This window comes from Sphingobacterium sp. UT-1RO-CII-1 (assembly GCF_026711005.1).
Classification (GTDB): Bacteria; Bacteroidota; Bacteroidia; order Sphingobacteriales; family Sphingobacteriaceae; genus Sphingobacterium.
This window is the reverse complement of the sequence record NZ_JAPPVJ010000005.1, coordinates 235,988-255,166: the sequence shown is the minus strand read 5'-3', so window position 1 is coordinate 255,166 and position 19,179 is coordinate 235,988. Positions and strand designations below refer to the sequence as shown.

At 43.3% G+C, this 19,179-nt stretch carries 7 protein-coding genes; all 7 read left to right on the top strand.

Features of this window, described 5'->3' with window-relative positions:
- A partial coding sequence (locus ORI89_RS12870) for a hypothetical protein (RefSeq protein WP_268230895.1) occupies positions 1 to 866 on the top strand: 866 nt, incomplete at its 5' end.
- An 85-nt stretch (positions 867 to 951) separates the two neighbouring features.
- Positions 952 to 5,193, top strand: a complete 4,242-nt coding sequence (locus ORI89_RS12865; protein ID WP_268230894.1) for a DUF7507 domain-containing protein — start codon at positions 952 to 954, stop codon at positions 5,191 to 5,193.
- Positions 5,194 to 5,204: 11 nt separating this feature from the next.
- Entirely contained in the window at positions 5,205 to 6,515 is a 1,311-nt protein-coding gene (locus ORI89_RS12860) for a gliding motility-associated C-terminal domain-containing protein (RefSeq protein ID WP_268230893.1), read from the top strand.
- A 13-nt stretch (positions 6,516 to 6,528) separates the two neighbouring features.
- Positions 6,529 to 7,551 (top strand): PorP/SprF family type IX secretion system membrane protein, encoded by a 1,023-nt coding sequence (locus ORI89_RS12855; RefSeq protein ID WP_268230892.1) that lies wholly within the window; start codon positions 6,529 to 6,531, stop codon positions 7,549 to 7,551.
- Positions 7,552 to 7,591: 40 nt separating this feature from the next.
- The gene (locus ORI89_RS12850; RefSeq protein WP_268230891.1) at positions 7,592 to 9,544 is read left to right on the top strand and encodes an OmpA family protein; all 1,953 of its coding nucleotides are present in this window, start codon (positions 7,592 to 7,594) and stop codon (positions 9,542 to 9,544) included.
- A gap of 207 nt (positions 9,545 to 9,751) precedes the next feature.
- Positions 9,752 to 10,228 carry a hypothetical protein gene (locus tag ORI89_RS12845; protein ID WP_268230890.1) on the top strand — a complete coding sequence of 159 codons (477 nt, stop codon included), beginning with the start codon at positions 9,752 to 9,754 and terminating at the stop codon, positions 10,226 to 10,228.
- A 490-nt stretch (positions 10,229 to 10,718) separates the two neighbouring features.
- The gene (locus ORI89_RS12840; RefSeq protein ID WP_268230889.1) at positions 10,719 to 19,157 is read left to right on the top strand and encodes an MBG domain-containing protein; all 8,439 of its coding nucleotides are present in this window, start codon (positions 10,719 to 10,721) and stop codon (positions 19,155 to 19,157) included.
- The last annotated feature ends 22 nt before the right edge of the window (positions 19,158 to 19,179 follow it).

Below are 19,179 nucleotides of genomic sequence, written 5' to 3'. Positions count from 1 at the left end.
ACACAACTGGTACATTAACAGGTAATGGTATTGTTATTACGGGTGATGGTGTTGATGCTTTGTTAAAAGATATTGTTCTTTCTATCGAGGACGGAGCTATCACTACGGCTAAGTTAGCAGATGGGGCTGTAACGGCTAACAAAATGGGAGCAGCAGAGGATGGTTCAGAAGAAGGAATGGTGCCAGTTGCTAATGCAGATGGAACGATTACTTACAAGAAAGTGGGAGTGGATGGAATTGACGCTAAAGATTTAACAGCGGCTGATTACGATGAAGATCCTGCTTTAGATAAATCTACTATCGAAGTGGTTACTGGTGGTGAGAAGGCTGTATTAGTAGAAACTAGCCTTAGAGTTAAAGAAGAGTCAATCACGACAGGTCATATCCAAAATGGTACTATTAAACCAGAGGATATTGCAGAAGCAGGAGCTAATCAGGTGTTAGTAACTGGAGATAATAAAAAACCGGTTTGGAAAGATGCTAAAAAAGTAGCACCTCAGTTCTTCTATATGCCAGCAGTTATCTTTGATACCTCAAAACAAGGTACAGCCACTCGTGACCTATATCAGGAATATGTCAATCAGTTTACTGGTGGAAAAGTAGGGGCTGGAAACGAAACTTACCCTATCTCTCACGGTCCAGCGGGTACTACACCTGTTCAGTATGCGGGAGGGATTGTTGGAAGTGCAGGAGCTCCTGATGATATTGTGGTGTTTGAAAATGATGAGCTTTATTACTACGTAACTTATTACGATGAGACTGTGTTTGAAAATCTTTCTATTACAGAAGAAGGTAAACTAACATACACAGTTAAAGCAGGAGCTACACCAAGCTCATATATGAATATTGTATTTGTGATCAAATAAAAAGATCAATAAAAGCCCTCGATTACTTGATAGTACATCGAGGGTTTATTACAACAATCTACATGTAATTACAAATACTATAAGAATGATAAAAAGAAATTATAAAATAAAAGAAAATCTAAGGCTCTACGTACCCTTTATATTTCTTATGCTTTTCAGCATAGGAACTGTATGGGCAGAAGGTTCTAAAGATTTGTATCCTAGTGGCGTGAAAGGTGGACGTGCTTCTTTATATTCTGGTGTAACGCCTTCTATTAACAAGCCTTTCCCTACTCGAGGTGTGCATTATGTATATGCGAAAGTAGGGGAAACTATAGCTTTAGCTTCATCTGCACAATGGAATAGTTATACCTCGGGGCGAAATACATACTATCAAGGAGACTTAATTAGACTATACGGACCTAATGGAAGTCAGATAAATTTAAATTATGGAACTTCATCAAGTCTTAATGGACGGATTTCAAACCGTAATGCTGAATTAGCAGGACCACGCTTACCAGGGCAGGCTGCTGGCAGTAATAGATATCAAGCTATTTATCATACTGTAACAGTAGAAGGTATTTATCGAGTAGAGCTTGATGGAACACGAACATCTTCTACTGAGGGGGGGCGTTCTACAGATGGCCTAATGGCCAATAGTAGTTGGACGCAAGAAAATAACTCTAATTATATTTGGGCATGGGATATCTCTGTAGCCAATACTGCTAAGAATGGATGGGTTAGTGGACGGGTGTATACTACTGTAATGAACATGGATAATAACCAACAAACATTCACAGGTGCTAATAGTCGTAACCCAAATGGTTTTTATGGAAAAGTGAAAATATTGACCAGAGATGGTTATGTATATAATGTGGATAATAATGGTCAAAACGGGTTAGTGTTTACATTTATGGTCAATAATAGAGGGTTTCATCAGGTTGGAGATCCCAATACCCCTTCTTATAGTAGTGTGAATGGGTCAAGCTTAACTGATCCTGAACACGCATATAATCGATATAGTGACCCTAGGGTAGCTGATCAAGGGTCGGTTGTTACACAAAAGATATTTTACGATTATCCGGCATCAGACATGCCAGAATTTTCAGTAGGAGCCGTACCTGGAGGAACAACCTGGTTGAGTATACCCCAGAAAGATTTGAATGTGACAGATCTTAAAGTGATGGGGGCGGAAGGTAGTAATAATCAGATAGGTAGCAAAGGAGCTTATGTTGAGTTTACAAATGAAAGTGGGGGTGATTATTACATTACCATAAAACCAAAACCTGGCTCTGGTAATAGCTTTCCTGAACGTTTATTAACAGGACCTAGTGTTGTGGGGCACAACAAAATCCATTGGGATGGTAAAGATGGCAATGGCAATAATCTACCACACGGAATTTCAGACGTAAATGTAGAACTTAAGTTAAGAGGAGCTGAAGTACACTTTCCATACATTGATGTTGAACAAAATGCTAATGGTATTATTATTGAACTTTTATATAAAAATACTAATCAAGTGCGTTCAGATAAGGTGTTCTGGGACGATACAAAAATTAATCGCACTGTAACAGGCAGTAAAGCAGATCCCATAAACGCCAGTCATATAGTTATTCCAGCAGGAACATCAAGTAATACTAACGGGCATAAATGGAGTACAAATAGTACGGCTACAAGTGGGACATGGGGAGATGAGAAAGGGGTAGACACTTGGACTTTCATTGAAGGAGAAGCTATTACTGTAAGTTTCGACGTCGATGTAAAGATCGCTGATTTATATACTGACATAAAATACAAAGTTAATAATCAAAATACAGCTTCCTCTGGTGAGGTCGGAAACACGATAGAGTACAATGTCACTGCAGGTAATAAGGGGCCAAGTGATATAAAAGGTAGTAAGTTTACTTTCACTGTACCTGTTGGAGTCGATATTAGCAACACAGATAATATTTCTTTTACGACATCCTGTAATAATGGAACGGTTGTGCAATCTGAAAGTTTAGTCTATAATGAAAAGACACGCACGTTCTCTTCGATGTTAGATTTACCTAACGGTTGTTCCATTACCTATACATTTACAGGAACATTAAGTGGTGTTTTAGGATTAAAAACAGCAGAGTCTACGATTTTAAGGCCGGCAGACGTTTATGATCCAGATGCCACGAACGGTGATATCGATACTCCGCCTACAAATCCACATTATGAATGTTATAATAATGCTGATGGAGGAGGCTCTACAGGAGGCTGTAATAATATACAGGAAGTAACTTTTATGTTGCTACAGGATTGTACCGAAGAATATTTATACTATGAAGACTTTGCAAGAGGTTTTTGGGCTACTAATGACGGGCGGACAGATTGGTCTCAGAAAGCATCCATAGGTCTTAACGCTACTACAGGTTTGCCGACATCTAGCAATGGTATAATTCAAAGAAGCGGGCCTGCCGGCGGAGCAACAGGTTCTTACCTATTTGCTCCTGGCGTCAATGACAGTAGATACGCTGCGGCAAATGTTTCTCCGCACAGTGCTTCAATTTCTGTTGCTCGAATTAAAAATGGCTATTATTCGGTGAACCCGCCAAGCTACGTGCAGATGGGGATACCGACGACGGATTCTTGGCATCAAGGATTGTGGGTGCCAAATGCACCTTCTAATGATCCTAACTTACCGAACAGTAACTACGATTGGACTCCAGCTTGGAATACTTCGGATGCTATTAGAGATGCATCGGGAGCTGTCAATGGTGCGGCCTTTCATGTGAGAGGAGCCGCCTCGGCATCGCAAAGTATAAAACCATTTTATGAGTTTGTCGTACCGGGCACTATACAAGATGGGCAGACATACACTTTATCACTATACTCTTACGTGACTTATCACGACAAGGATTATATGATTATGGACGTGGTCGATAAAAACAGTGGACACGTATATGCTTCTGTGCCTCTAAAATATACAGGGCAGGGGCTACCGCCAGGAGCAAGTCCAGAAGGGTTTAGTTTAGGTTGGGTACCACTTCAAGCTAGTGTTAAATTTGAAAATCAAGATTGTGAAGAGAGTGTGAGTGGCAAAGAGATTAAGATTGCTATACGTGGCAGTCAGGATAGATCTTTAGAAAGTGGGAAAGGGTTTGGTCACACCCTGATTGATGACATAAGTTTTTCGAGACGTTCTGCAGATGGATCGTGTGATATTCCTGCTTCCACGATTTCTTGTGCAGATGCATGTTATACAGATATATCAGGTAAAGGCTATAAGTGGTATTACGGCACGGGGCAAGCTTCAGGTTCTATATCAGAAAATTTTCAACAACCTGCAACCAACGGAGGCTTTGTCATGGATATTTACTATCTGGATAATTCTTTCAACATGGAAATAAACGGTGCTCCGTTGTATGAAAAAGAATTAGAGTTTCAGAGCGGAGTTTCAGAGTCGCCACAGAACGTAAGGTTTAAGTCTGATAAAAAAATGTGGGAGAATGATAATATTCCACCTATTTGGAGAATGAATACAATAGGTACTGGTGGCACTAGCTTCGATATAATAGATATAAATTTTGATGATATACATAGTAACCCTACTCCGGCTATTCGCGTGCGCATTGATAAATGGGGAAATGTGAAGTTGTATGGGAAAAGAACACAAGAAGGAGATTTGGAGGAATTGGAGGTGTTTGATTCGACAACAGGTTTAACAGACAATCTGAATGTTGTACACTGGGTTACAGAATCCACTGATCCTACAGCAAACAAAGTTAAAGTTTCTCAAAAAGTTGTTTCTGTTACAGCCATGACGGTTTATGGTTATGGGCAAAATGAGAAAGACTGTGAAACGTGCACCATAGAAAAAGAGGGAGTTTTTGATGATAATAATAATGACGGATTTGCTCATGTAGGCGAAACCATTAGTTATACTTTTGATGTAAAAAATGCAGGAGATATGGATATTTATGATATTGAAATAATAGATCCTTTATTTGGTTTTAACATCATACTAGATGAAAATACGCATCAACCGACACAAGAAGGAGTTACTCTAGAGGGGGATAATAATAGTAATGGTGTGCTAAATCGTAGTGAGACATGGACATTTAAAGTTAAATATAAGGTAACGGCTACAGATGTTTTTGAAACAAAAGGTGTGTACAATCGTGCCACGGTGACGGGGATTGGACAATTGCCTAATAGCAACAAACCAACTCAGGTAATAAATGAGGATTCTACAGATCCTACTCCTTATAAAGAAGGTGATGAAGGGTGGGATCCAGACCGTCCATTTCATACCTTTGTGCCTTTAAAAGGTAGCGGTTTGTTAATCACGAATCCGATGATTTATCAAAGGACGAAATAATGAGGACTATCATGATACAGGAATTAAAAAATAGTAATCATATAATGTACAATAAAATTGTTCGGTTTTTTCTAACTTTTTGCTTCGTTCTCCTAGGGTTTTGTTTTAAGGGGAATGCCCAAGAAGGCAGCATGACTGTCGAAAACTCATCAGTTACTATTGCTACCGGAACAACTGAAATGCGTTTTTCGCAAGAAACTTATTTCGGGCCAAATGCCAATTGGGTAATTGACGGAACTTTAGAAATATGGAGCGAGAAAGTGTGGATTGCACCTACAGCCAAATTTTCGGGTACTGGGCGTATTGTTTTCTATAATCCGGGCGATAGCCCTTATTATAACAACAGTACAAATGGTGCTACTCATGTAGATGGTAATAATAGTGCTTTCTTAGATTTAATCGTAGAACATGCAAATGCAAACCGCTTGATTTTAGAAGATTTGGAAGATCCAGGCTACGGTGTTGATTCGCCAGGGGGCAGCGAGTCCGCTCAATTTAATATCGGAGGATCATTAGATTTAGCTGTCGACGGAGCGCATGTTGATTTGAATGGTTCAAACTTGGGTTTTGGAGAATCGGCTACGATTGAAAATGCAAGTGCCAAACGTATGGTTATTACCAACAACAGCGCCAAAGCCCATGTTATTAAACATTTTGGCAACTCAGGCATGTTTAACTTTCCGGTTGGTATAGCTGCAGGCGATTATACGCCGGCTCGTTTCGATGCTGTAGGCAAAGGCAAAGTGTATGTCAGTGTAGAAGACTATCATGTTGTTCCTTTTTCACCTACAGAGCGTGAGCGGGGTATGGATCGTATATGGAATGTTTTTTCTCCTGGTGGTTCGGTAACGGGCTTATTAGGCTTGATTCATAATGCGAATACAAACGGTATGGATTATCAAGATAGTCGGGCTTTTATCCATCAGGCAGATCAGCAAAGAGGGTGGAATAAGTTAGAAAGTGTACGCCTTGGTGAAGGTATACATCAAACGACACAAGATATACAATTGGTTTCTTTAGGGTCTGACTATGATGCCTACTTTACAAAACTAGGACATCGTACCCTGTTTATTCCAAACGTTATTACTCCCGGGAATCCGGATGGTGTGAACGATAAATTCGAAATTGTAGGTATCGAAGCATTTAGTCGTGTGTCCATTACCATAATTAACCGTTGGGGTAATGAGGTTTATAGCAACGATAATTATCGAAACGAATGGGATGCAACAGGTTTAAACGCAGGAGTTTATTACTACATATTAAATACATACGAAGGTGCGTCCACCGAGCAGTATAAAGGCTATATTACGGTTATCAAATAGAAAGAATACTATAATGTCTAGACATCCACATAAAATATTTCTCATAGCTGTTTTAATGACAGCTATGTTCATCAGTTCTGTTAGACTTTCTGCGCAGCAGAGCATCCAGTTTACGCAGTATATTTTCAACTCGATCAGCGTTAACCCTGCCTACACGGGTTATAAAGAGGAGTGGTTTGCCCAGACTGGTCTTCGTAGCCAATGGACAGGCTGGGAGGGAGCTCCAAAAACTGGTTCTGTATCTATTGACGGAGTTCTTGATGAGAACCGCCGCCATGGAGTTGGCCTACAGATTACGGGCGATAAATTAGGCGCGCAATCGGCTACCTCTATCTTTGCCAACTACGCGCTTCGTTTGCAGCTGGATGATGAAGATACGCAGCGACTGTCATTAGGTGTTGCTGCTGGGGTAACGCAGTACGGCCTGGACGGTAATAAACTTCAGGCTGTTGAAACGGGGGATATTTCTATCCCTGCGGGCAAAATCAGCAACTGGCGTCCCGACATCCGCTTAGGTGTGTACTACTACAACCCAAAATGGTATGCAGGTCTGGCTGTTCAGGATCTTTTCTCCAATGCGAGTAAAAACGACGAGTTCCGCTTCAACGAGAACTCGCTGGAAAGCCTTTACCGTAACGTCAGCGCTTACTTTATTGCGGGTGCACTTTTCGAGCTGGAAGAAGGCCTGAACCTGCGTCCCAGCATTTTAGTAAAAGACGACTTCAAAGGCCCAACTTCCCTGGATATTAACGCGATGTTTATTTTCAACGATAAATTCTGGATCGGCGGGGGCTACCGTACACGTGCACGTTTGTTCAAACGTGACTACTTTGACAACTCGCCGATGAAACTTAGCGCAACGAACGCAATTACGGGCATTGCCCAGTTTTATGCTACTGATCGTTTCCGTATCGGCTACTCGTATGATCTGATGCTGAACAAAATGAGCGGTCTTCAGAACGGTACACACGAGATCACGCTCGGTATTACCTTCGGGCAATCTCTGCGCCAGATCTTGAGTCCGCGTTATTTCTAAGTATCCCTTTAGGGTATAATTGTAAACAGAAAAGAAGAAGATGAACAAAAGATATTATACGACAGGCCTGCTCTCGATCGCCTTGCTTTTTAGCCTGGGCGATGCTGTTGGGCAGGAACAGCCGAGCTTGCGCAAGCGTGCCGAGCAGCAGTATGAGCGCTATGAGTATGCACATGCGATAGACCTTTACAGTAAACTTGCCGATAGCAAGAAACCTCGTACAGCAGACTTCGAGCGTTTGGCTTCGAGCTACATGTATTTAAAGAACTATGAGCTTGCAGAAAACTGGTATGCACGTGCTGTTCAGGCTAAGGATCATGAAGCTATTTCTTTATGGCACTACGGCGAGGTTCTGAAACAGAACGGTAAATACGTCGAGGCAAAAGAACAGTACAAGAAATATGCAGCGCAGTCGGGCAACAGTGCGGCCATCGAGCTTGCTATTGCAGGCTGCGACTCAGCACAGCTTTGGATGGCTAACCCTACGAGCCACCGTATTGTCAACGAAAAAGAAGTGAACACTTCGCTTAACGAGTTTGGGCTATTCCCGACCAGCAGTGGAGCAGCCGTTTATGCTGGCGAGCCGCTTACAGTTTTTGGTAAGCGCAGCGGCATGACGGGACAGGCATACCTTAAGATCTACTCTACCGAGCGCTTAAGCCAGGAGGTGAGCCTGACCAAGCCTGTTATGATGCTGGATGTTTTCAACGAATCGGCCTACCACGTTGGCCCGATCAGTACAAACATGGCGGGTGATGTGCTGTATATCACACGTACCTACCCGGGCAGCGACACAGAGACCCATAAAGAACTTGGTCACCGTGCTAAGCGCCACAACCTGGAACTTAAGATCTACACCCGTCAGGGTGATAGCTGGGCCGAGGAGGACTTTGCTTATAACAATGTTAAAGAATATTCGCTTGGCCATGCCAGTTTGAGCCTGGACGGACAGACACTTTACTATGCCTCGAACATGCCGGGTGGCTATGGGGGTGTAGACATCTGGTATTCTGAATTACAGGCTGACGGCAGCTGGGGTGCGCCCCAGAATGCGGGCAGCGAAGTAAACTCTGCCGGCGATGAAATGTTTCCTACAATCTTAGGCGAAGAACTCTACTATTCGAGCAACGGTTTTGCGGGTATGGGCGGTTTGGATATTTTCTGCGCGTATGGTGCAAAATCTTCTTTTAGTGGACGGCATAACCTACAGTTCCCGATCAACTCGGCGGGTGATGACTTCTCTTACTACGTTTCCGAAGACAACGAAGAGGGTATCTACGGTTACCTTTCTTCCAACCGTGTAGGTGGTGTTGGGGGGGATGATATCTACTCCTTCGGTTTTGTAAAGCCCAAGATCCAGATCCGTCTGGAAGGCTTGGTGTATAACAAGAAAACTGGCGATCTTATCCCGGGAGCGGGTGTTACGCTGTATACAGCAGAGCGTCAGATTGTTTCACGCAAGGTTGGTGGTGCGGATGGTTCGTTCGGATTTGATCTGAACAAAGACACCTACTACCGTGTTCTGGCTAACAAAGAAGGCTACCATGCCGACTCTGTGTCTATAGCAGGTGTTAACCCTTTGCGTGATACTGTTATCCAGGTTGCGCTATACTTAGAGCCTGTGTTTACGGTTGGTGATAAATTTGTTCTGGAGAACATCTACTACGATTTTGATAAACACAACATCCGTAAAGATGCTGCTGTTATCCTGGACGAATTGGTTCGTACGATGCGTGATAACCCTACGTTGCGTATCGAGCTTTCGAGCCATACGGATAGCCGTGGTAGCGACAGCTACAACATGAAGCTTTCGCAGCGTCGTGCCGACTCGGCGGTCGAATACCTGATCAGCCGTGGTATTGCCCGTGATCGTTTGGTAGCGAAAGGTTACGGCGAGACCCGCTTGGTAAACAAGTGTAGTAATGGTGTCGCGTGTACGATTGAAGAACATCAGGCCAACCGCCGTACGGAGGTTGAGGTTCTTGAATATTAATATATGTTTTCAACATACCGTTAAGGTATAAATTTTCATAGGTAGAGAATAGGTGACCGCTTCCCAGGCGGCACCTATCTGTTTTTTTAGAGCTATATTAGTAGAACGAAGATTTAATCAGTAGCAACTGGCTAATAAGAATAAAAGTGTTGGAAATTGTTTTTTTTTCTATATTCGTATGAATTTTAACTTTTAATATCTTGGGTTATGAAGCACGCTTCTATAGTTTTATTCTTTTCTTTTTTTATGTCAATTATCAGTTACGGACAGCAATCTACTGTTTTGGATAAAGATATCATAGAAGCTCAAATGCAGCTCTATGAAAATAAGATAGATGCTAAGCTCAGAGAGCTCGACCTGAAGGAAGACAACCTAGAACTGAGCAAACAAAATGTTGCTGACATTATAAGTTTCCACAAAGAAGGGATGGAAGAGTTTCATCGTACGTTAAACTATCTCTTGGTTTTGATGGGAATAATTGTTTCTGTAGTCATAGCGGCGGCAGGATATTATTTAGAGCGGTTTAATAAAAGAAAATCTCTAGAACTTAAGAAAGATATTGACGCTTTGAGGAAGTCTATGCAGGAAAGCTTAGAGGAAATAAAGAAAGAGTCTGATCGTGAGTTAGAATTAATCCGTGAAGAAGCTAAGCGGCAGATGGATCATTTCAAACAGAACCAATAGCATTAAAGCAAATACAATATCTGTAAATTTTTGTTCAACTACAGGTGCCTCAGTTTTAAAAACAAACTATTCTTCTTTTAAGGCTCTCGCCTAGTTACGGTTATTAATATTCAGTTTGCCATACTAACGGCTTATGTGATACTTTGCCGTATTGTATAGATATACGAAGTTTTTCGAAAATCTCTTTGTTTGCATGTCTTTTCCATAAGTAAGTCAGTGCTTCAGTTTCTCGATCTGTAATTTGATATTCTTGTTTAAGTTATTCTATAAAAATTTGTTCGTTGCTTTTAGCACACGGGTAAGCCGCTTTTAGAGATTTCTCCTTTTCGATAGTTGTTTTTTCCTTGTTTTGTCATTTGTCCCCCCTTTGTCCACCCCCAAAACACCTACTTTATGGATAAAAGGGGTTACTTTCGAAGATTATCACATTCATTAGATTAAAATAAGAATAAGAGGAGATTCAGGAGCGGGGAGCTAAAAGCAGGAAATTATGAAAAACACGATTATTTATACCACCTATTTACTAGTGGTATCACTATTTTGGGGGACCTCTGCATATGCACAGTGGGATAAGTTTACACCCAGTGCCGACAATATTATTTATGTTAAAGTTAATGGGGGGTTCGGTAATGACGGCAGCAGTTGGGCGAAAGCCACGAATAGTATCACTCGCGCACTCGAGTGGGCAGCAGCAAATAACGCCAGATTTTCGTCTCAAACCCCTTTAAAGATATACGTGAGCAAAGGGACTTTTGTCCCCGAGGGGGATGCCTTTGTCTTGGTGAAAAATGTCCAGCTCTATGGCGGCTTTGACCCTGATAAAGGAATAACCGAACTAAAGCATAAACGGATATTTGGGAAAAATGGTACGATACTGAACGGAAATAAAATAAAACTTCACGTTGTTATTTCTGCTGGTGATGTGGAGAATGCCGGATTGGATGGCTTTTCAATAACAGGCGGGCTGACCTATCATCCGTATGGTGGATCTAAGCCAGTCAACGGGGAGAACGTCCATAATGATAGGGGGGCTGGAATGTATAATGTAAACTCATCTCCACGATTAAAAAATGTAATGATTTACGATAATGAAACAGCAGGGTATAAAGAGGAAACAGAACCATGGGGAGTTGGAGACGACACTCCCCGCGGGGCAGGCATGTACAATGAGAACGCTTCTCCTCAATTAGTCAATGCCGTGCTGTATGGCAACCGGGGTGGGGCCATGGTCAATACTAGGTTTGTTCCTGGACTGATCTGGGATCCGACAAGCAATAGTTACAACACTCCTGTAGTGGGGGGGCCTTCTACACCTAAATTGACGAATGTCACCATAGCCAACAACGAAGCAGTAACTGGTCCTGCAATATATAATTTTGTTGGTTCGAAGGTAGAAGCTTATAACAGTATTATTTGGGGAAATACCAAACCGGGCGGTACAGCGACTGCGAATGTTCACAATGCCGCGAGTGGATCGATGCCCGTAGGTTATGATCATGGCAATGAGGTCATTTACTACAATACTATCACACAGGATGATGGCGTAGGGAAAAAGGTAGACACATCGCCATTCACCAATTTGGCTCAAAACGACTTTACCTTACCCGACAATAGCCCTGCTGTAGATTTTGGAGCGAATGTGTATTATAAAAACAATGGCGGCGATTTAGAGAAAGATCAAGATCTAGCAGGAAATTCTAGACTGGGCTGTACATATATCGATGCAGGGCCTTATGAAAATCATACCAAACCCCGAGGGGCTTGCCTTGCTCCAGCTCCCGGGCCTGATAACAGTCATATTCTTTACGTCGACCAGAATGTAAAAGCCGGCAATAGAAATGGTGGTAGTTGGGCCAATGCAGTGCCCGAACTCGCCGATGCACTGAAGTGGGCTTGGGACAATAATGAGCAGCGGGGCAGTGATAAGCTATTAATCTATGTAGCCAAAGGGACTTATTATCCAAAATACTCGCCAGAGGATGGTTTATCCAATCCTGCTGATCCCGCAAAGCGTAGAGACTTTACTTTTATACTAGGCAATAATGTAGAGTTATATGGTGGTTTTGATCCGGCCAGGGGTATTACAGCGATGGAACATGCACGCATTGTACCGACTAAAGATGACTCCGAAGTAGCTGGTACGATCTTAAGCGGTGATTTTAAACAGAATGATAATATAGGAAGCGCATCAATACAAGGTGCAGGCAGTATAAGCGGAAATGATGAAAACGCCTATCATGTGGTACTCGGAGCAGGGAATATGTCCGATCGGCATTTGGTTGTCGATGGTTTCACCATTACAGGAGGCAATGCCAATGCCAATAATAAACCTATAAAGATTGCTGGGCAGGATGTAGAGCGTAATCAAGGAGCTGGAATATCGTTCCAGCATAGTCGTCAAAACAGTTATACCTTACGCAATCTAGCTGTGATACATCATTCAAGTACGGGCGATGGTGCCGGAATTTATGTGCGGATTACAGATGAAGTAAATCCTTCAAAGGCCATGCTGCACAACTCCATAGTTTATAATAATTCAAGTAAGGGCAGCGGTGGAGGTCTTGCTGGCGGAATTATAGAATTGAACGGGTCATTAGTCCATAATAATAGCAGCAATAGTCAAGGCGGCGGTGTATTTGCTTGTGTGGCTGCAAAATTGGATAATTCATTAGTTTATAGTAACCGCGCTCAGCAAAATGGAGGTGGGATTTCAGTCCGTAGTGTGGAAGGTGTAAAAACTTCCGCTATTTTGATAAATTCAAAGGTCAATAAAAACTATAGCGGATCTCATGGTGGAGGGATTTCAACGACAAACTCCAACCAGCTAGAGGGTAGGGTTAGTGAAGATGCCCCTGTTACTAGATATACCTCTACTGGTGTCGTGCTAGATCGTTCCAATGTCGATGACAATAACAGTAGGTTAAGAGGCGGAGGAATTCATGCTGCAAATTCTTTTGTCAAAAGCCATAGTACTCTTTACGTGACGTTGAGCCACTCGACGATCAATGGCAATACCACGGCTGGGCGAGGCGGTGGAATAGCTCTTTTTTCGGATCTAATGAATTCCAATACCATTGGGGAAACAGATAATATGGGGCTGGTAAGTCTGAGCAACTCCTCTGTCAATAATAATAAAAGCATAGGCGCAGGAGCAGCCATTGATGTTAATTTAGCATACAAATCGGTATATGCGAACTCACCTGCTAATCCTACTTACAAAGCGAATATTCTTTTAAGCAATTCTTCGGTCAATAATAATACAGCAGAAAATGGCAGTGTATTTCACACGGATGCCACAAATGAGAAACTTGACTCAGAGAGGGAGCATAAACTGATTTCGTTAAACTCCAATATCATCGGAAATAAAGGGAAGCACCTGATTAATATAGAAGATAACGATAGGAAGACGAATTTACAAAAGAAAGTTCAGCTTTTTAACAGTATAGTATATAACAATAATAACTCGGACGGAGTACCCTATACCGATGCCGATTGGTTCAGTGGAGTCAATCGCGATGAAGATAATGTCTCCTTTAAAAACAGTCTGTTGCAGGGAGACCCAGATCAAGACCTGGAAAACGCTAACCTGGTCGGTGTCACCGATCCTTTATTTGTCGATGCCGCCAATGGAGACTATAACCTGCAGGCAGTAAGCCCGCTGATCGATGCAGGCGACCGTAGTCTCTATCATTATAGCACATTGTATCATTACTACGATAAAGAATATTTAAATCCTATGTTCAATTTGTATTTGGATCTCGAGCTGGATCTCGCTGATAACAAAGACCTGGCAGGCGAGCCCCGTTTATCAGGTTGTAATATCGATATAGGAGCCTTCGAGAATCAGAGCAATCAAGGAGCAATCTGTATCACACCCAGCGCGGACAATATCGTATATGTCAACCAAAAGGTAGCACGCGGCGATAAATCCGGCAATAGCTGGGCCAATGCAGTACCTGATTTGGCCGATGCGCTGAAATGGACGCATGATAATAGAGAGCGTTGGTCTGCCGCAAAACCGCTAAAGATCTATGTGGCTAAAGGTACCTATCATCCTAATTACTCGTACGAGGATGATCTCGCTGATCCAAAAAATCCGACGGACAGTCGCGATAAGACATTTCTGATGGTCCAGAACGTCGAGCTCTACGGTGGATTCGACGGACAGGAAGCGGATCTCTCTGAGCGTACGCTGCCGACAGACGGAGCAACAGGAACGATTCTGAGTGGGGATTTTAACGGTGATGACGCTGTATCGGGCAGTGGCTCCACATTGAAAATCAGCAATAACAGTGAGAATGCCTATCATGTCGTCACAGCGGTAAATGGCGAAGAAGACATCAAACTACTGATTGATGGTTTTGAGATCAAAGGCGGAAATGCCGATGGTGAGGAGAGTATTTCTGTTAAATCATCGGGAGGATTCTCGAGTGTCTCGCAGGGGCAGGGAGGAGGAATCTACATGGCTACATACGGTGCTATAACACTCGATCTCATGAACTCCCGTGTAAGCGGGAATAGGGCAGCCGATGACGGGGGAGGGATCTATTTGCTTCCTAATGCACCTTTCCCTGGTTCAGACGCTCCGAATTCTACGATTATATTCGACAATGCGCATGTCGTAGCCAATTATTCTGGGAATAGCGGTGGCGGACTATACCATAGATCATATATTAATGCAGCAAGTAACTCCAAGTCGATTACTTCTGATTTGACGCTTGATCGGTCAACTGTCCGTGATAACTATTCGGCCAGTTTCGGTGGTGGAGTATATACGGATGCTGTTTCTTATGGCAGTGGTAGTGTGGATGTCAACACTCTAATTAATCACTCACGTATCGAAGGAAACTGGGCCGATAATAGCGGTGGTGGGATTCTTGTCAATAGTTCCAAAGCGTTGTCCATAGAAGCAAACAATACGCAATTCAGTGCTAATGGTACGAAAGAGGCCGGCGCCGCGATTAATGCTATAGCTCCCTCATCAACCTCGGACAATAACAGCATCACGCTTAACAATAGTACAGTGGTAGGTAATATAGGCAAAACTTATATCAACTTTGCTGGTGGAAAACGTGTGTTTAAGGTAAATAACAGTTTAATACTAGCTAATACAAAAACAGATAATACTAGCAGTACACTTGGTGGTACGCCGACAAAAACCATGCAGTACAGTTTGGTACAGGGCGAAACCAGTACGGCAGACGGTAATATCAATGCTACAGATGTGACAGCTGGCGATATCTTTACCGATGCAGCTGCAGACGATTATAGCTTGAAACTCGGGGCTGTGGCCATTGGAACAGGAAATAATGATCTGTACAGCGTAGGGGATATCCAGACGGATACAGATCTGGCCGGAAATCCTCGCTTGTTCGGAGTGACCATTGACATGGGAGCTTACGAATTTCAACAGGAGGTGGCGCAGGAGATTACAGCTGCCGCTATCCGTAAGATATATGGTGACGCTGATTTTGAACCCGGAGCTACGGTAGATTCGGAAAAACCACTATCGTACACTACAGCTGATAATTCCATTGCCGAAGTCTATCAGGATGTGAATGATGGTAACAAATGGAAGATAAAAGTTAAAAAGGCAAGTACAGTTACGATCACGGCGAGTCAGGCGGGGGGCTATGGCTACCTGCCCGCGTCCAAGGACTTCGATCTTACAATAGCTCCTAAACCGGTAACGGTAAGTGTGCGCCCAACGGCAGCAGTCAATAAAGTTTACGATGGAACGGATTTGGGGGTGATAGCAGCTAGTGATCTGAGTTTTGCGGATGATGATATTCTAGATGATGACGAGGTAACGCTGGTCTTGAGCAATACGGCTGTGCGCTACGCTACGAAAGTCGTCGGAGCCGGCAAGATCTTCACCTTGGATCTGAGCCACCTGACCCTAGAAGGTGCCGATAAGGCAAACTATGTCATCGGTAATACGTTGGCGCTGAAGGCCAATATCGGGGTTGTTACACCAGCTGCATTAAAAGTTACAGCTAGGGCGGATACTAAAGATTATGACGGTGTGGCGTATTCCGGTGGGAACAGTGTAGATTATGAGGGGTTTGTTGATGGGGAAACGGAGGCATTACTGGATGGTCGGTTGAGCTATACCGGCGATAGCCAGGGAGCGATTGATGCAGGCACTTATAGTATCCTGCCAAAGGGACTGTTGTCAAGAAATTATAGTATAACTTACACAGCAGGTGTATTGACGATCGATAAAATAGGATTACCCGTATTCCGTTTTGAAGGTGATACATTTGAATACGATGGCTCGGCCCATTCGCTGACGGCTTATGGACTACCAGACGGTGCTAAAGTAGATCATTACATAGACAACGGTCAGACCGAAGCAGGTACCTATACGGTCACGGCCGTAATCGATGGCGGGATTAACTATATAAACGGGTCACAGGTTGCAGAATTGACTATCACCAAAGCGGCATTGCCTGCTCTTACCTTTATGGATGCGTCTTTTGTGTATGATGGCACAGCAAAATCCCTAGTTATAGGGGGTACATTGCCCGATGGTGCTTCCGTATCTTATAGCAACAATAAGCATAGCGAAGCAGGCGAATATACGGTGACGGCTATCGTTGATGGTGGCAATAATTACCACGATTCTATATTGACAGCCCAGCTGCGCATTGAGCCAGCTGCTATCGCAGGCATTACTTTCGACGATACCCACTTGGTATACGATGGTACAGCAAAATCCCTTGCTATAGAGGGTACATTGCCCGATGGTGCTTCCGTATCTTATAGTAACAATAAGCATAGCGAAGCAGGCGAATATACGGTGACGGCTATGGTTGATGGTGGCAACAATTACCACGATTCTATATTGACAGCCCAGCTGCGCATTGATCCAGCTGCTATCGCAGGCATTACTTTCGACGATGCCCATTTGGTATACGATGGCACAGCAAAATCCCTAGCTATAGGGGGTACATTGCCCGATGGCACTTTCGTCTCTTATAGCAACAATAAGCATAGCGAAGTAGGCGAATATACGGTGACGGCTACTATAGCTGGGGGGCATAATTATCACGATTCCATATTGACAGCCAAGCTGCGCATTGATCCAGCTACTATCGCAGGCATTACTTTCGGCGATACCCACTTGGTATACGATGGTACAGCAAAATCCCTTGCTATAGAGGGTACATTGCCCGATGGTGCTTCCGTATCTTATAGTAACAATAAGCATAGCGAAGCAGGCGAATATACGGTTACGGCTATGATCGATGGTGGTAAAAATTACCAAGATTCTATACTGACAGCCAAGCTGCGCATTGAGCCAGCTACTATCGCAGGCATTACTTTCGGCAATGCCCACTTTGTGTACGACGGTACAGCGAAATCTCTGGCTATAGAGGGTACCTTGCCCGATGGCGTTTCTGTTTCTTACAGTAACAATAAACAAAGTGAAGCAGGTGAATATACGGTTACGGCTATGATCGATGGAGGTAAAAATTACCAAGATTCTATACTAACAGCCAAGCTGCGCATTGAGCCAGCTACTATCGCAGGCATTACTTTCGGCGATGCCCACTTTGTGTACGACGGTACAGCGAAATCTCTGGCTATAGAGGGTACCTTGCCCGATGGCGTTTCTGTATCCTACAGTAACAATAAGCAAAGTGAAGCAGGCGAATATACGGTTACGGCTACTATAGCTGGCGGGATTAACTATATAAGCGGGTCACAGGTTGCAAAATTGACTATTACCAAAGCGGCATTGCCTGCTCTTACCTTTATGGATGGGTCTTTTGTGTATGATGGTTCAGTCAAGGCTTTGAAAGTGATTGGTCTACCTGAGGGGACTCACGTCGACTATAGGGAAAACGGTAAAACCGAAGCAGGCGAATATACGGTTACGGCTATGATCGATGGTGGTAACAATTACCAAGATTCTATATTGACAGCCCAGCTGCGCATTGAGCCAGCTACTATCGCAGGCATTACTTTCGGCGATGCCCACTTTGTGTACGACGGTACAGCGAAATCCCTGGCTATAGAGGGTACCTTGCCCGATGGCGTTTCTGTATCCTACAGTAACAATAAGCAAAGTGAAGCAGGCGAATATACGGTTACGGCTACTATAGCTGGCGGGATTAACTATATAAGCGGGTCACAGGTTGCAAAATTGACTATTACCAAAGCGGCATTGCCTGCTCTTACCTTTATGGATGGGGCTTTTGTGTATGATGGTTCAGTCAAGGCTTTGAAAGTGATTGGTCTACCTGAGGGGACTTACGTCGACTATAGGGAAAACGGTAAAACTGAAGCAGGCGAATATACGGTTACGGCTATGATCGATGGTGGTAACAATTACCAAGATTCTATATTGACAGCCAAGCTGCGCATTGAAAAAGCAGTTAGCTTTCTTCAATTTGCAGAGATCACACCAGTAAGTCGGGATGTGGGTTCCTTACAGCTGGATATACAGAGTAACAACCCTCTCCCTATCCGTTTATACAGTGATAATGACTTGGTGGCTATAGTGACCGCAGGGCAGGAGGTAGAGGTTCTGGGAGTGGGTGTAACGATGGTCCGGGCCGAACAGGATGGGGATGCAAACTATCACGCAGCTGATCCTGTCATACGAGAGTTACGTGTATTAAATGATAAAGAAGCCAAACTTCCTGTGCGTGTACATCCAGCAGTATCGCCTAACGGCGACGGCATCAATGAATTTCTGCGTATTGAAGGTATAGAACAGTATCCAGAGAATAAATTTGTTGTTTTTGACGCCAACGGAGCGGTCATCCAAAGTTTTGAAGGCTATGACAATGCAACCATTATTTTCGACGGAACCAAAGCAGGTCGGCCTGTTCCTAACGGCACTTATTTTTATGTGCTTGAGGTGAAGATAAACGGAAAGTGGCTTTATGATAAAGGGTATTTTGTAGTGAGAAAATAATTAGACACGATAAGAAAATAGC

Bases quoted from the DNA above. Each gene is read 5' to 3' on its own strand.
- ORI89_RS12865 (WP_268230894.1), top strand. From the start codon at position 952: ATGATAAAAAGAAATTATAAAATAAAAGAAAATCTAAGGCTCTACGTA.
- ORI89_RS12860 (WP_268230893.1), top strand. From the start codon at position 5,205: ATGATACAGGAATTAAAAAATAGTAATCATATAATGTACAATAAAATT.
- ORI89_RS12855 (WP_268230892.1), top strand. From the start codon at position 6,529: ATGTCTAGACATCCACATAAAATATTTCTCATAGCTGTTTTAATGACA.
- ORI89_RS12850 (WP_268230891.1), top strand. From the start codon at position 7,592: ATGAACAAAAGATATTATACGACAGGCCTGCTCTCGATCGCCTTGCTT.
- ORI89_RS12845 (WP_268230890.1), top strand. From the start codon at position 9,752: ATGAAGCACGCTTCTATAGTTTTATTCTTTTCTTTTTTTATGTCAATT.
- ORI89_RS12840 (WP_268230889.1), top strand. From the start codon at position 10,719: ATGAAAAACACGATTATTTATACCACCTATTTACTAGTGGTATCACTA.